The sequence below is a fragment of the Nocardiopsis changdeensis genome (assembly GCF_018316655.1).
Classification (GTDB): Bacteria; Actinomycetota; Actinomycetes; order Streptosporangiales; family Streptosporangiaceae; genus Nocardiopsis; species Nocardiopsis changdeensis.
The window spans coordinates 1,710,502-1,723,717 of sequence record NZ_CP074133.1 but is presented as its reverse complement, the minus strand read 5'-3'; the positions used below and the strand labels follow the sequence as shown (position 1 = coordinate 1,723,717).

Sequence of the window (13,216 nt, the reverse complement as noted above, 5' to 3'; positions counted from 1 at the left end):
TCGGAGTCGGGGTGTACACACCGCGTCAGTGTACGCGGCCCGGCCGGGGCGTGACCTCCGGGTACGGGGTCCGGACCCCGATATGGCCGGGAGCATACTGGGGGCATGCCCGACCTTGACCCTTTCTTCTCCGAGTGGGCCGGCCGCGCCGCCGGCTCGACCCGCAGCCTGGAGCGCGCCCGGGAGCTGATGCGCGCGCTGGACCTGGACGGCGCCCGGCCCCCGGTGCTGGGGGTGGTCGGCTCCAAGGGCAAGGGCACCACGGCCACCACGGCGGCGGCCGCCCTGTCCTCGGCGGGGCTGCGGACCGTGCTGGCCACCGGGCCCAGCTTCCGCTCCTACCGGGAGCGGGTGCGGGTGGACGGGGCCTCGGTCTCCGACGGGGTGCTGGACTCCCTGGGCGCGCGGATCGACCGGGCACGGCGCGGCCTGCCCGGCCCCGCGGAGTCCGGCGGGTACCTGGCGCCGAGCGGGGTGTTCCTCGTCGCGGCCCTGCTGCACGCCCGCGACGTCGGCGCCGACGTGTGCGTGCTGGAGGCCGGGATGGGCGGCCACCGCGACGAGCTGCGGCTGATCGGCCCCGAGGTGGTCGCCCTCGGCGCGGTCTTCGCCGAACACGTGGGGATCCTTGGGGACACCGTGACCGAGATCGCCCGGGAGAAGGCGCGCGTGGCCGGCGGGCGCACCCGGCGCCTGGTCCGGCTGCCGCAGACCCCGGAGGTGGCCGCGGCCGTGGACGCCGCCCTGGAGGAGGCGACCGGGGGCCGGGTACGGGCCGAGGTCGCCGATCCGGAGGCGCCCGGGACGGAACCGCCCGCGGACCTGCGCCCGCCGGGGCTGTCGGCGGCCTCGGGCGTGCTGGGCACGGCCGCCGCCGCCCGGATGCTGGAGCACCTGGGCCGGGGCCCGCTGGACCCGGCCCGGCTGCACGCGGTGCTGCGCACCCTGCGGCTGCCCGCCCGGCTGTCGCGGCACCCGGTTCCGGGCACGCCCGGGGCGGAGGCCATCGTGGACTCGGCGATCGACCGGGTGGGGGTGGCCGCGGCGCTGGCCCACGCGCGCGCCGCCTGGGGCGGGGTGGACCACGTGCTGCTGTGCCTGCCCGACCACAAGGACGTCTCCGGCGCCGTGGCGGTGCTGGGCGACCTGCCGGTCACCATGGTGCGCCTGCCCGAGGCGCACCTGCGGTTCGAGTACGCCCCGCCCGCGCACTGGGGCCGGGTGGACGCCGCCGACCTCTCCCCCGCACGGGTGGCCGCCCTGGGCGACCGGGTACTGGCGCTGGGCACGGTCTACTTCACCGGCCGGATGACCGAGGTCCTGGACGTGCCGACCGACCGCCTCTTCGGCTGACCGGTCCGGGAGAGGGGGCGGGGGCGGCGCCCCGGGCGCCGCCCCCGCCTTCACGGAGTGGACCGGTCACGGCCTAGCGGCCGGGCCGGTAGCTCTCCTGGTTCTGCGGGTTGAGCTCGTCGAACGTGATGCGCTCGGCCGCCCGCAGGCGCGGATCGGTCACCTTCAGGACGTCGAGGCCCCGGGTGATGTCGTTGGAGTAGATGTAGCCGTTGTAGTAGTACGTCGACCAGGTGTCGTTGTCCAGGACACCCTCCTCGACCCGGGAGTCCACGTCGAAGAAGGCGATCTCCTTCGGCTTCCTCGGGTTGTTGAAGTCCATGATGGACACGCCGCCCTGGTACCAGGACTGGACGAAGAAGTCCTGGCCCGGGACCGGGATGAGCGAGCCGTTGTGCGCGACGCAGACCTGGTCGCCCTGGTGCCGGTCGATCTTGTAGTAGCTGGCGAAGTCCATCTCCGGCGCCGCGTCGGTGCCGTTGATGGAGTAGATGGCGTTGGCGCCGCGCTGGCCGCCGATCTCCTCGGTGCAGGTCGGGGCCCCGCCGCCGCCCAGCTCGTCGGTGAACACCACGTTCCGGGCGTCGTTGGTGAACGTCGCCGAGTGCCAGAACGCGAAGTTCGGGTCCTGGACGACCTCGGTGACCACCGGGTTCACGGGGTCGGAGATGTCCATCAGGATGCCGTCGCCCATGCAGGCGCCCGCGGCGATGTCCTTCTCGGCGTAGACGGTGATGTCGTGGCAGCCCTGGGTGGGCAGCAGCAGGCCGTCCTGGTCGTGGTTGCCGCCGTCGGGGAACAGGACCGGCTCGTTGACGATCGCGGCCGAGGCCGGGTCGTCGTGCGGCACCTCGATGATCGAGATCTTGTCGTGCGGCGGCCGGCAGTTGGGGAAGTTGGACGAGGGCGAGTAGGACGACACGTAGATGAGGTCGCTCTCGCCGTCCTTGCTCGGGACCAGGGTGTTGGTGTGCGAGCCGCAGTCGGTGCGCACCGCCGCCACGTACTCCGGGTTCTCCTTGTCGGAGATGTCGAAGATCCGGATGCCCTCGAACCCGTTCGGGTCGCTGGTCGGCACGGCCGGGGCACCGCACTCGTCACTCGCGCGGGCGTAGTCGACGGAGAAGTACAGCAGGTCGCCGCTGACCGACACGTCGCCCTGCCCGCCCGGGCACAGCACCTCGGTCAGGACCCTGGTGTTCTCGGGGTCGGAGATGTCGTAGATGACGAAGCCGTCGTAGTTGCCGCCGATGGCGTAGTCGCCGGTGAACGCCAGGTCGGAGTTGACGTTGCGGACGGTGGAGGGCTTGGGCACGTAGGCCACGTGCTCGATGTTGGCACTGTGGATCGAGTCGGCCGGGGGCGTGTCCGCGTACGCGGTCGCCGGGCCGAGCAGGCCCACGAGCAGAGAGGCCGCGGCCGTCGCCGCCAGGGCGACGGAACGGCTCAGGCCTCTCCTGTTGCGGGGTGCAGGCATCGGGACTCCTGTGCACTAGGGGGTGTTCGAGGGGTACGTGAAGGGGCCGCGGCGTGCACGGCCGCGGCCCCTCTCACGTCACCCGCCCCTGCCCCGGAGGGCCGGGGGCGTCTTCGGGGGCGGTCAGCGGCCGTTGCCCCTTCCCGGGCGGTACTCCGGCTGCGACTGCGGGTTGAACTCGCTCATGTGGACCTGCTCGGCCACACGGAAGCGCGGGTCCTCCAGCTTGATGACGTCCAGGCCCCGGGTGATGTCCGAGGAGTAGACGTAGCCGTTGTAGTAGTAGGCCGACCAGGAGCCGCCGAGCACGAGGCGGCTGTCATCGATCGGGCCCCGGTCGAAGTAGCCGATCTCCTGCGGGTCGGACGGGTCGTTGAAGTCGATGACGGAGACGCCGCCCTGGTACCAGGACTGGACGAAGAAGTCGCGGCCCGGGACCGGGATGAGCGAGCCGTTGTGCGCCACGCAGTTCTCGGTGCTGCCCTGCATGCGCGGGATCTTGAAGTACCCCTCGAAGGACAGCTCGGGCTCGCCCTTCTTGAAGCCGTCGATGGTGTAGATGGCGTTGGCGCCGCGCTCGGAGCCGATGCTCTCCAGGCAGGTCGCGCCGCCACCGCCGCCGAGCTCGTCGGTGAACATCACGGTGGCGCCGTCGTTGGTGAACGTCGCCGAGTGCCAGAACGCGAAGTTGGTGTCCTGGACGACGTCGGTGACGACCGGGGCGGCCGGGTCGGAGATGTCCATCAGGATGCCGTCGCCCATGCAGGCGCCCGCGGCGATGTCGTGCTTCGGGTAGACGGTGATGTCGTGGCAGCCGCTGGTGTTGCGGTAGCCGCCCTCGGGGAAGAGGACGGGCGCGTCGATGACCTGCGCGGAGGCCGGGTCGTCGATGGGGACCTCGATGATCGAGATCTTGTCGTGCGGCGGCTGGCAGTTGGGGAAGTTCGCCGACGGGGAGTACGAGGAGACGTAGATGTACTCGTGCTCGCCGTCCTTGCCCGGGACGAGGGTGTTGGTGTGCGAGCCGCAGTCGGTGCGCACCGCCGCCACGTACTCCGGGTTCTCCTTGTCGGAGATGTCGAAGATCCGGATGCCCTCGAACCCGTTCGGGTCGCTGGTCGGCACCGAGGGGGCGCCGCACTCGTCGCTGGCGCGGGCGTAGTCGACGGAGAAGTACAGCAGGTCGCCGCTGACCGACACGTCGCCCTGGCCGCCCGGGCACAGGACCTCGGAGACGACCGTCGGGCTCTCCGGGGTGGAGATGTCGTAGATGACGAACCCGTTGTAGTTGCCGCCGATGGCGTAGTCGCCGGTGAACGCCAGGTCGGAGTTGAAGTCGCTCATCACCTCGGTCTTGGGGACGTTGGCGATGTGCGTGACGTTGGCGCTGGTGTCCGCGTCACTGGTGAAGGCCGGGTCGGCGGAGGCGGCGGAGGGGGCGAGGAGGGACGCGACGAGGGCGGTGGCACCGGTGAGGGCGACCGCTCCCCTCTTCAGCGTGGATCTCCACGAACGCGGCGGAGGGGTTGGCATGGGGGAGGACGCCATGGGGGCTCCTGTTCGGGTCTGGCGCTGAACAGGAAGAAAGTACACACTTCAACATCTATCTGTATAGGGGGGAACAAAAGAAACACACCAGTTAACACACTGTCCACACGACCCCATCCGGCTACGCACGGTGCCTAGGTTCCCTCGGGGGTCGGTGGTGCGCCGCGCGGGTCGGCGGTTCCCAGCGCCCTCCTATGCGCTTCCATGTTCTCCCAGGTGGCGACCGTTGTTACGGATGTTGTCCATGTCCGGAAAAGGACGTTTGCGACTGGGGGTTGAACTCCTCCATGACCACGCCCTGTGCCTGCTCCAGGCGCGGGTCGGTGAGCCGGAGGACGTCGAGCCCGTTCCGGATGTCGGACGAGTAGACGTGCCCGTTGTAGTAGTACGCCGACCAGGAACCCGCGGTGCGCAGGGCCCCGGGATCCCAGGGCCCCCGGTCGAAGTGGCCGATCTCCTCCGGACTCTCGGGGTCGGTCAGGTCGATGACGGAGACCCCGCCCTGGTACCACGACTGGACGAAGTAGTCCCGCCCCGCGACAGGGATCAGCGAGCCATTGTGCGCCACACAGTTCTCGGTTTCGGTCTGATGGCGCGGCAGTTTGTAGTAGCTCCTGAAATCGAGTTCCCATTGGTCCCCGGAACCGCTGAGTGAATAGACCGCGTTCGCCCCGCGTTCGGATCCGGTCTCCTCGGTGCAGACGGCGGCGCTCCCCCCGCCCAGCTCGTCGGTGAACAGGACGTACCGGGCGTCGTCGGTGAACGTCGCCGAATGCCAGAAGGCGAAATTCGGGTCCCGCACCCGGTCGAGCACCCGCGGCTCCACCGGGTCGGAGATGTCGAGCAGCAGCCCGTCGCCCAGGCAGGCGGCGGCCGCGATGCCGCGCTCGGGGTAGGCCGTGATGTCGTGGCAGCCGGTGGTGGACTCGGCCCCGCCGTCGGGGAACAGCACCGGCTCGTTGACGATCGCGGCCGAGGCCGGGTCGTCGTGCGGCACCTCGATGATCGAGATCTTGTCGTGCGGCGGCCGGCAGTCGGGGAAGTCCGGCGAGGGCGAGTAGGACGACACGTAGACGAGGTCGCTCTCGCCGTCCTCGCCCGGAACGAGGGTGTTGGTGTGCGAGCCGCAGTCGGTGCGCACCGCCGCCACGTACCGCGGGTTCTCCTTGTCGGAGATGTCGAAGATCCGGATGCCCTCGAACGCGCCGGCCTCGGTGGCCGGTGCCGCCGCAGCGCCGCACTCGTCGCCGGCGCGGGGGTAGTCGACGGAGAAGTACAGCAGGTCGCCGCTGACCGACACGTCGCCCTGGCCGCCCGGGCACAGGACCGTGGACACCACCCGGGGCCGGGTCGGGTCGGAGATGTCGTAGACGACGAAGCCGTCGTAGTTGCCGCCGATGGCGTGGTCGCCGGTGAACGCCAGGTCGGAGTTGAAGGCGCCCTCCCGGTCCAGCGGCGCGGGCCGGGGCAGGCCGCCCACCCGGACCACGCCCTCGGCGGAGACGTCCTGCTCCGCGACCGCCGCCCCGGGGACCGCGGTCGCGGCGGCCAGCAGGACCGCGGCCGCGCTGGCGCCGCCCCAGCGCAGGAGCGCGCGGGCCGGCCCCTCCCCTCGCCCCGTCTCCCCGCCCACGGCCCACCTCCGACACAAAGAGCAACAAATCGCCTACTTTGTGTTTTACTCTCCCGATGGCCAACGGACCAGCAGAAACGCCGCCATGGGTACACAGGCACCAGGTCTGACATACGGGACGGCCGGGACACGCGGAGCGAACAAAACGATGGAGACACGCCCCCAAGGGTGGACAAAACACCCGGGCAGTGAGTAGAAAGCCCAGCAGAGCGTTCTCCTCCGACCGGCCCGCCGCGCCGGAGGCGGCGCACAGCCCCCGGGCCCGCCCCACACCCCCGTTCTTGGAGGACACCCCGTGCGTCGCCTGGTACTCGCGGCAGGAACCGCCCTCGTACTCCTGGGAACCTCGGCCTGCACCGGGGAGGACGAGCAGCCGCAGGAGTCGGCGAACGTCATCGCCCCCGGCGCTCCCGGCGAGTCGTCCTCCCCGGCCACGGCCGACCAGATCGCCGCCCTGGCCGAGGAGCAGGGCCACAACGAGGCCGACGTCGTCTACCTGGTGAAGATGATCGAGCACCACGCCCAGGCCCTGGAGATGACCGACCTGGCCCCCGAGCGCCACCGGCGCGAGGGCATCGGCGGCATCGCCGAGCGGATCAGCGCCGCCCAGGGCCCGGAGATCACCGCCATGGAGAGCTGGCTGGAGACGAATGTCTTCGGCCCGGCCCGGGAGAACCCCGCCCACCAGAACTTCTGCGGGCTGGAGGGGGACGGCGACCACCACGGCGAGGGCGAGGTCCCCGCCTGCGACCTCCAGGTGGACCACGAGGACATGCCGGGCATGGTCTCCGAGGAGGACATGGGCCGGCTGGAGGCCGCCGACGGCGACGAGTTCGACCGGCTGTTCGTGGAGCTGATGACGGCCCACCACCGCGGCGCGGTGACCATGGCCGAGGAGGTCCTGGAGAACGGCAAGGACCAGACGGTGATGAGGATGGCCAACGACCTCATCGCCGAGCAGAACACCGAGATCGAGCGCATGGAGGCCGTCCTCGAGAACGAGGACTAGGGCGCGTTCGGCGGATCGTTCCGGGTCGCGGCCGCGAGGCTTCCTCCCGCCGCGCCGTCTGTGCTCGGACGGCCTCCCCGGGCCGGTCTCGCCGGGCGCCTTGCGGGAAACCGCCCGGTGCCCGCTCCCGGCACCCGGTGCAGGCGCCGAGCCACGCGAAAGCACCCATCGATCACGCCCCGGGACCGGCCCCGGAACGGAAAGAGAGGACGGCGCCCTCCGTCGGGAGGGCGCCGTCCTCTCATGTGCGGCGGCGGAAGGCTCAGGCGGACTTCTCGCGGTGCTCGGGCTCGATCTGCGCCCGCGGCACGATCGTCGGATTCACGTTGTCGATCACCGTCTCCCGCGAAATGATCACCCGACCCACATCCTCACGAGACGGCACCTCGTACATCACCGACAACAACACCTCCTCGATGATCGCCCGCAACCCACGCGCACCCGTCCCCCGAATGATCCCCTGCTCCGCGATCGCCTCCAACGCGTCCGGCGTGAACTCCAACCCCACACCGTCCAACTCGAACAACCGCTGATACTGCTTCACCAACGCATTACGCGGCTCCGTCAGAATCCGGATCAACGCCCCCCGATCCAGATCATGCACACTCGTGATCACCGGCAACCGCCCGATGAACTCCGGAATCATCCCGAACTTCAACAGGTCCTCCGGCATCACCTCACCGAAACCGCCCCCCGCCAACTCCTCCTTCGACCGCAACACCGCGTTGAACCCCATCCCCTGCCGCCCCGTACGCGACTCGATGATCTTGTCCAACCCCGCAAACGCCCCACCACAGATGAACAGCACATTCGTCGTATCGATCTGAATGAACTCCTGATGAGGATGCTTCCGCCCACCCTGCGGAGGCACACTCGCCGTCGTCCCCTCCAAGATCTTCAACAACGCCTGCTGCACACCCTCCCCCGACACATCCCGCGTGATCGACGGATTCTCACTCTTACGAGCGACCTTGTCCACCTCGTCGATGTAGATGATCCCCGTCTCGGCCTTCTTCACGTCGTAATCGGCCGCCTGGATCAACTTCAACAGGATGTTCTCCACATCCTCACCGACATACCCCGCCTCCGTCAGCGCCGTCGCATCGGCGATCGCGAACGGCACGTTCAAAATCCGCGCCAGCGTCTGCGCCAACAACGTCTTGCCCGACCCCGTCGGACCCAACAGCAGGATGTTCGACTTCGCGATCTCCACATCCTCACCACCCGGACGCTCCCCCTCCGAGCGCACCCGCTTGTAGTGGTTGTAGACCGCCACCGACAACGCCTTCTTCGCCTGCTCCTGCCCGATCACATACGAATCCAGGAACTCGTAGATCTCCCGCGGCTTGGGCAACGCATCCCAGGAGAGCTCGGTGGAGTCGGCGAGCTCCTCCTCGATGATCTCGTTGCAGAGGTCGATGCACTCATCGCAGATGTAGACGCCGGGGCCGGCGATGAGCTTCTTCACCTGCTTCTGGCTCTTGCCGCAGAACGAGCACTTCAGCAGGTCCCCGCCGTCGCCGATGCGTGCCACCCAGCCACTCCTCGAAACTAAGGCCGCCGATGCCGCGTACCGCGGCGGTGCGGGGTCCGATACCCCGCACCCGTCCGTTCACGGACGGGCGATCCGTGTGTCGCTCTTTCGCCAGACTAAGCGAAAAACCGGACCGGCTTCACCACCGGGCCCTTCCGGGCGGGTTGGCGGCCGGTCCGGTCGACGCCTTCTCGACCTGTGCCCGCAGGGTCTACTTGTTCAGGGAGGCCTTGCGGTAAGGGAGCACGAAGTCGATGATGCCGTAATCCTTGGCCTCCTCGGCCGTGAGGATCTTGTCGCGCTCGATGTCCTTGGACACCTGCTCGGGCGTGCGGCCCGTGTGCCGCGCCAGGGTGGTCTCCAGCTGGGTGCGGATCCGGGTGATCTCGTTGGCCTGGATCTCGATGTCGCTGGCCTGGCCGTGCATGCCCTCGGTGGCGGGCTGGTGGATCAGGATGCGGGCGTTGGGCAGCGCGCCCCGCTTGCCCTTGGTCCCGCCGGCCAGCAGGATCGCCGCGGCGGAGGCGGCCTGGCCGATGCACACCGTCTGGATGTCCGGGCGGACGAACTGCATGGTGTCGTAGATCGCCATGAGCGAGGTGAACGACCCGCCGGGCGAGTTGATGTACATCTGGATGTCGCGCTCGGAATCGAGCTGCTCCAGCGTGATGAGCTGCGCCATCAGGTCGTTGGCCGACGTGTCGTCGATCTGCACGCCGACGAAGATGATCCGCTCCTCGAAGAGCTTGTTGTACGGATTCATCTCCTTGACGCCGTAGGACGTCCGCTCCACGTAGGACGGCAGGACGTAGCGGCCCTGGGGAGACATCGGGGCCGTGCCGCCGATAAAGGGATTGAACTCGGTCATTTCACGCCTTCCACGCTTCCACGCACTACGCCGATCCCGGCACCGCCGGGTCGGGCGGGGTCACCGTGCCGGTCCCGGGTGCTCCGGGACCCGACGGTTCCGATCACCGACCGATCGCTAGCCGCGATCCTGGGCCACGTCGAGCGTGCCCTCCAGGACCTCGTCGATGAAGCCGTAGTCCTTGGCCTCCTGCGCGGTGAACCAGCGGTCGCGGTCGGCGTCCTTCTCGATCTGCTCGACCGTCTGACCGGTGTGCTCGGAGATCTTCTCGATGAACATCTTCTTCACGTACAGCAGCTGGTCCGCGAGGATGCGGATGTCGGAGGCGGTGCCCCCGATGCCGCCGGACGGCTGGTGCATCATGACCCGGGTGTGCGGCAGCGCGTAGCGCTTGCCGGGGGCACCGGCGCACAGGAGCATCTGGCCCATCGAGGCGGCCATGCCGATGCCCACGGTGCGGACGTCGTTGGGGATGTACTGCATCACGTCGTAGATCGCCATGCCCGCGGTCACGGAACCGCCGGGCGAGTTGATGTACAGGGTGATGTCCCGCTGGCGGTCCTCCGCGGACAGCAGCAGGAGCTCGCCCACCAGGCGGTTGGCGATCTCGTCGTCGACCTGCTGGCCGAGGAAAACGATTCGCTGGCGCAACAGGCGCTGAGGCGTCTGCTCAAGAAAAGGGGAAAACTGCGGCTCCGACGTACGAGCGTCGAATCGCGAGGACTCATCAAAGATCGGCGGCACTCTCGTCACCTGCTCCGGAATCGAAACGGTTGCGATACAGCGACACTAACGCCGACCGACACCGGGGTTGCACGGATACCGTGCCTGTTCGCTTTGAGCGCAGGGTGACGCAAGCCCGGCAGGCCCTGTTCTCCCGAAGGCGAACAAGAACGCGGTCGGGAGCGGGAATAACGGGCGCTCCGGTGCCGCACCGCACCGCCCGCACCCCCTCGAAGCCATGTCGGCGCGGCCCGGGGAAAGCGGCGGGCCCCGCCCGACCCGGGAGGGTCGTGCGGGGCCCGCGAGCGCTCGGCGCGGCGGCCGGGGCTACTTGGCCTCGTCGGCCTTGGCCTCGGTGCCCTCGTCCTCGTCGGCCTTGGCCTCCTCGGTCGCCTCGGCCACGGGGGCCTCCTCGGCGTCCTCCAGGACCTCCAGGCCCTCGGCCGCGGCGGCGGCCTCGGCGGCGGCCTTGGCCGACTTCTCCTCGGCGGTCTCCTGCTCGATGACGTTGCCGTCCTCGTCGGTGACCTTCGCGGAGGACAGCACCAGGTCCATGGCCTTGCCGCGGACGACCTCGGTGAAGGCGACGCGGATCTGGTTGGACTGCACCAGGTGCTGGGCCAGCTGGTCCGGGCTGACGCCCATGCGCTGGGCCTGCTCGAACACGTACTGGCTGAGCTCGCCCTGGTCGGCGCTCAGGTCCTCCTGGATGGCCAGCTGGTCGAGGATGAACCCGGCCTTGACCGCGGAGCGGGCGCCGGTGGTCAGCTCCTCCTCGAACTCCTCCTCGGTCTTCTCCTGCGACTCGAGGTAGGCCTCCTTGGTGAGGCCGCTCTGCGCGAGCTGCTGCTCCAGGCTCTCGCGGCGGCGCTGGATCTCCTCATCGACGACCGCGTCGGGCAGCGGCAGCTCGATCGACTCGATCAGCTTCTCCAGGGCCTTGTCACGGGCGGAGGACAGCTGCTGGAGGCGGCGCACCTCGGTCATGCGCTTGCGCACGTCCCCGCGCAGCTCGTCGATGGTGTCGAACTCGCTGGCCAGCTGGGCGAACTCGTCGTCCAGCTCGGGCAGCTCCTTCACCTTGACGCTGTGCACGGTGACGGTGACGTCCGCCTCCTTGCCCTCGTGCTCGCCGCCCACCAGGGTCGTGGTGAAGGTGGCCTCGGCACCGGCCTCCATGCCGCGCAGGGTCTCGTCGAGGCCCTCCAGCATGGTGTTGGTGCCGACCTCGTAGGAGTAGCCGCTCACGGCGACGTCCTCGAGCTTCTCACCGTCGATGGCGGCGGACAGGTCGATGGAGACGTGGTCCCCGTCCTCGACCGGGCGCTCGGCGCCGACCAGGGTCGAGAAGCGCTCGCGCAGGAAGCCGAGCTGCTCGTCGATCTGCTCCTCGGTGACCTCGGCGCTGTCGACGGTCACCTCGATCCCCTTGTAGTCGGCGACCTCGAACTTGGGGCGGACGTCGACCTCGGCCGTGAAGGCGAGCTCGTCGTTGTCCTCCAGCTTGGTGACCTCCACGTCGGGCTGGCCGAGCGCGAAGATCTCCTCCTTCTGGATGGCCTCGTTGTAGAGCTCGGGAACGGCGTGGTTGACCGCTTCGCTGATCACAGCGCCGCGACCGACGTAACGGTCGATCAGTCGCGCCGGCGCCTTGCCCGGGCGGAAGCCCTTGATCCGAACCTGCTTCGCGAGCGACTTGTAGGTCACGTCGAAAGCGTGATCGAGCTCCTCGAAGGGCACCTCGATGGTCAGCTTGACCCGGGTCGGGCTCAGCTCCTCGACAACGGTCTTCACGGGGCGGTACTCCTAGGTTTGCCGGCTGGTGTCCGCGTCGGCCCGCAGGCGCACCACACAACGGCGAATGCACGCGTGCACCCCCGCCCGATCTGACGATCTCCGGCGACGGGGTGCCCTGCGACGGGCTGGGACTTACAGTTTCCTGCTGATCGCACCAAGTCTAGGGCAGATGCGCAGGGGGCCACCGCGCACGGCCGGAGCCGCCGCCGTGGCCGGTTTCGTCGGGGTGGCGGGATTCGAACCCGCGGCCTCATGCTCCCAAAGCATGCGCGCTAACCAAGCTGCGCCACACCCCGTGCGCCTGCTCCCCGAACACCGTGTTCGGCTCCGGGTTCCCGGCACGGACCGAACACGCCGCCCGCACGGACCCGGGAAAGGGGTGTGCGACCAACGCTGCGGAGACTGTAGTCTTGTCCCCGTCGGCTCAACGAGTCTAGAGGAAACTCGAAGGCTCCGGCGCCACGCGGGCGTAGTTCAATGGTAGAACCCCAGCCTTCCAAGCTGGTCATGCGAGTTCGATTCTCGTCGCCCGCTCTTCACACTGCGGGGGCCGGTGCGCGAGCACCGGCCCCCGCCGTCGTGCGCGGCCCCCGCGGACCGGCCCGGGTGAGCTCCCCCACAGGGCCGAACACCGTTCGGGCCCGGAGGCGGAATACCCGGCCCGACCGGGTACGTTGACCTTGCGGGCGGGGTCGCCGACGAGACCGGACACGGGCACCCCTGTGAGGATCGGGTGACTGGATGGCGGACACGGGCACGGGTACTGCGCTGAGCACACGCTGGTTCGAGCGGCCGGAGGGGCCGGAGCGCCCCGCCGTCGTCACCGGGGTCTTCGACGTCCTGCACGTCGGCCACATCCGCTTCCTCCAAGCCATCGCCGACCGCGGCCTCCCCCTGGTCGTCGGCATCGAGTGCGACGAGCGCGTCCGCGCCTGGAAGGGGCCCGGACGCCCGGTCAACCCGGCCGAGGAGCGCGCCGAGACCATCGCCGCCCTGGGCTGTGTGGCCGGCTCCTTCATCATCGACGGGCCCCCCGGGGTGGCCGACTGGTCGGCCTACGCCGAGGTCCTGCGGCCGCTGGCCCCGGCGGCCCTGGCCTTCACCGCCGGGGACCGCTACACCCGCGCCAAGATCCTGGGCGCCGAGGCGCTGGACGCCCTCGCCTGGGAGCTGCCCTTCACTCCAGGCCGCTCCACCACAGCGGCGCTGGGCAGGCTGGCCCGAGCCCTCTGAGCACCCCGGACGCCTCGGGAAGCGGTGGGCGCGGGCGGTTG

Annotated in this window: 10 protein-coding genes and 2 tRNA genes; 4 read left to right on the top strand and 8 right to left on the bottom strand. The window is 69.5% G+C overall.

Annotation, left to right across the window (positions count from 1 at the left end):
- The first annotated feature begins 105 nt into the window (after nucleotides 1–105).
- Nucleotides 106–1,353, top strand: coding sequence for a folylpolyglutamate synthase/dihydrofolate synthase family protein (locus KGD84_RS07975; RefSeq protein WP_220559623.1), 1,248 nt, complete (start codon nucleotides 106–108; stop codon nucleotides 1,351–1,353).
- A 73-nt stretch (nucleotides 1,354–1,426) separates the two neighbouring features.
- On the opposite strand, the gene KGD84_RS07970 is transcribed toward KGD84_RS07975, so the two are convergent.
- The 3 genes from KGD84_RS07970 to KGD84_RS07960 all read right to left on the bottom strand — a co-directional run bounded on the left by KGD84_RS07970 (nucleotide 1,427) and on the right by KGD84_RS07960 (nucleotide 5,867).
- Nucleotides 1,427–2,830 (bottom strand): LVIVD repeat-containing protein, encoded by a 1,404-nt coding sequence (locus tag KGD84_RS07970; RefSeq protein WP_220559622.1) that lies wholly within the window; start codon nucleotides 2,828–2,830, stop codon nucleotides 1,427–1,429.
- A gap of 123 nt (nucleotides 2,831–2,953) precedes the next feature.
- A complete protein-coding gene (locus KGD84_RS07965; protein WP_220559620.1) occupies nucleotides 2,954–4,378 on the bottom strand; it encodes an LVIVD repeat-containing protein in 1,425 nt (474 codons plus the stop codon).
- A 229-nt stretch (nucleotides 4,379–4,607) separates the two neighbouring features.
- Nucleotides 4,608–5,867: an LVIVD repeat-containing protein gene (locus tag KGD84_RS07960; protein ID WP_370634681.1), complete on the bottom strand. Its 1,260-nt coding sequence runs from the start codon at nucleotides 5,865–5,867 to the stop codon at nucleotides 4,608–4,610.
- Nucleotides 5,868–6,306: 439 nt separating this feature from the next.
- Here KGD84_RS07960 and KGD84_RS07955 point away from each other — a divergent pair, with 439 nt between their 5' ends.
- On the top strand, nucleotides 6,307–7,020 hold the full coding sequence (locus KGD84_RS07955) for a DUF305 domain-containing protein (RefSeq protein ID WP_220559619.1): 714 nt from the start codon (nucleotides 6,307–6,309) through the stop codon (nucleotides 7,018–7,020).
- Nucleotides 7,021–7,282: 262 nt separating this feature from the next.
- Here KGD84_RS07955 and clpX read toward each other — a convergent pair whose 3' ends face one another.
- From clpX to KGD84_RS07930, 5 genes are all read right to left on the bottom strand, one after another.
- Nucleotides 7,283–8,554, bottom strand: a complete 1,272-nt coding sequence (clpX, locus tag KGD84_RS07950) for an ATP-dependent Clp protease ATP-binding subunit ClpX (protein ID WP_260697198.1) — start codon at nucleotides 8,552–8,554, stop codon at nucleotides 7,283–7,285.
- 211 nt (nucleotides 8,555–8,765) lie between these two features.
- Complete coding sequence (locus KGD84_RS07945) at nucleotides 8,766–9,422, bottom strand: ATP-dependent Clp protease proteolytic subunit (RefSeq protein ID WP_220559618.1); 657 nt, start codon at nucleotides 9,420–9,422, stop codon at nucleotides 8,766–8,768.
- Between the two features lie 117 nt (nucleotides 9,423–9,539).
- The gene (locus tag KGD84_RS07940; protein WP_220559617.1) at nucleotides 9,540–10,166 is read right to left on the bottom strand and encodes a ClpP family protease; all 627 of its coding nucleotides are present in this window, start codon (nucleotides 10,164–10,166) and stop codon (nucleotides 9,540–9,542) included.
- Between the two features lie 306 nt (nucleotides 10,167–10,472).
- Nucleotides 10,473–11,939 (bottom strand): trigger factor, encoded by a 1,467-nt coding sequence (gene tig, locus KGD84_RS07935; protein ID WP_220559616.1) that lies wholly within the window; start codon nucleotides 11,937–11,939, stop codon nucleotides 10,473–10,475.
- 224 nt (nucleotides 11,940–12,163) lie between these two features.
- Nucleotides 12,164–12,238: transfer RNA gene (locus tag KGD84_RS07930), tRNA-Pro, on the bottom strand.
- Nucleotides 12,239–12,405: 167 nt separating this feature from the next.
- Between KGD84_RS07930 and KGD84_RS07925 the strand changes: the two genes are divergently transcribed.
- Both KGD84_RS07925 and KGD84_RS07920 read left to right on the top strand, forming a co-directional pair.
- Nucleotides 12,406–12,476 (top strand) — tRNA-Gly (locus KGD84_RS07925).
- Between the two features lie 207 nt (nucleotides 12,477–12,683).
- Nucleotides 12,684–13,175, top strand: coding sequence for an adenylyltransferase/cytidyltransferase family protein (locus tag KGD84_RS07920; protein WP_220559615.1), 492 nt, complete (start codon nucleotides 12,684–12,686; stop codon nucleotides 13,173–13,175).
- The last annotated feature ends 41 nt before the right edge of the window (nucleotides 13,176–13,216 follow it).

What these genes read in the sequence shown, in the direction of transcription:
- KGD84_RS07920 (WP_220559615.1), top strand. Translation starts at nt 12,684, where the DNA reads ATGGCGGACACGGGCACGGGTACTGCGCTGAGCACACGCTGGTTCGAG.
- KGD84_RS07975 (WP_220559623.1), top strand. Translation starts at nt 106, where the DNA reads ATGCCCGACCTTGACCCTTTCTTCTCCGAGTGGGCCGGCCGCGCCGCC.
- KGD84_RS07970 (WP_220559622.1), bottom strand. Translation starts at nt 2,830, where the DNA reads ATGCCTGCACCCCGCAACAGGAGAGGCCTGAGCCGTTCCGTCGCCCTG.
- KGD84_RS07965 (WP_220559620.1), bottom strand. Translation starts at nt 4,378, where the DNA reads ATGGCGTCCTCCCCCATGCCAACCCCTCCGCCGCGTTCGTGGAGATCC.
- KGD84_RS07945 (WP_220559618.1), bottom strand. Translation starts at nt 9,422, where the DNA reads ATGACCGAGTTCAATCCCTTTATCGGCGGCACGGCCCCGATGTCTCCC.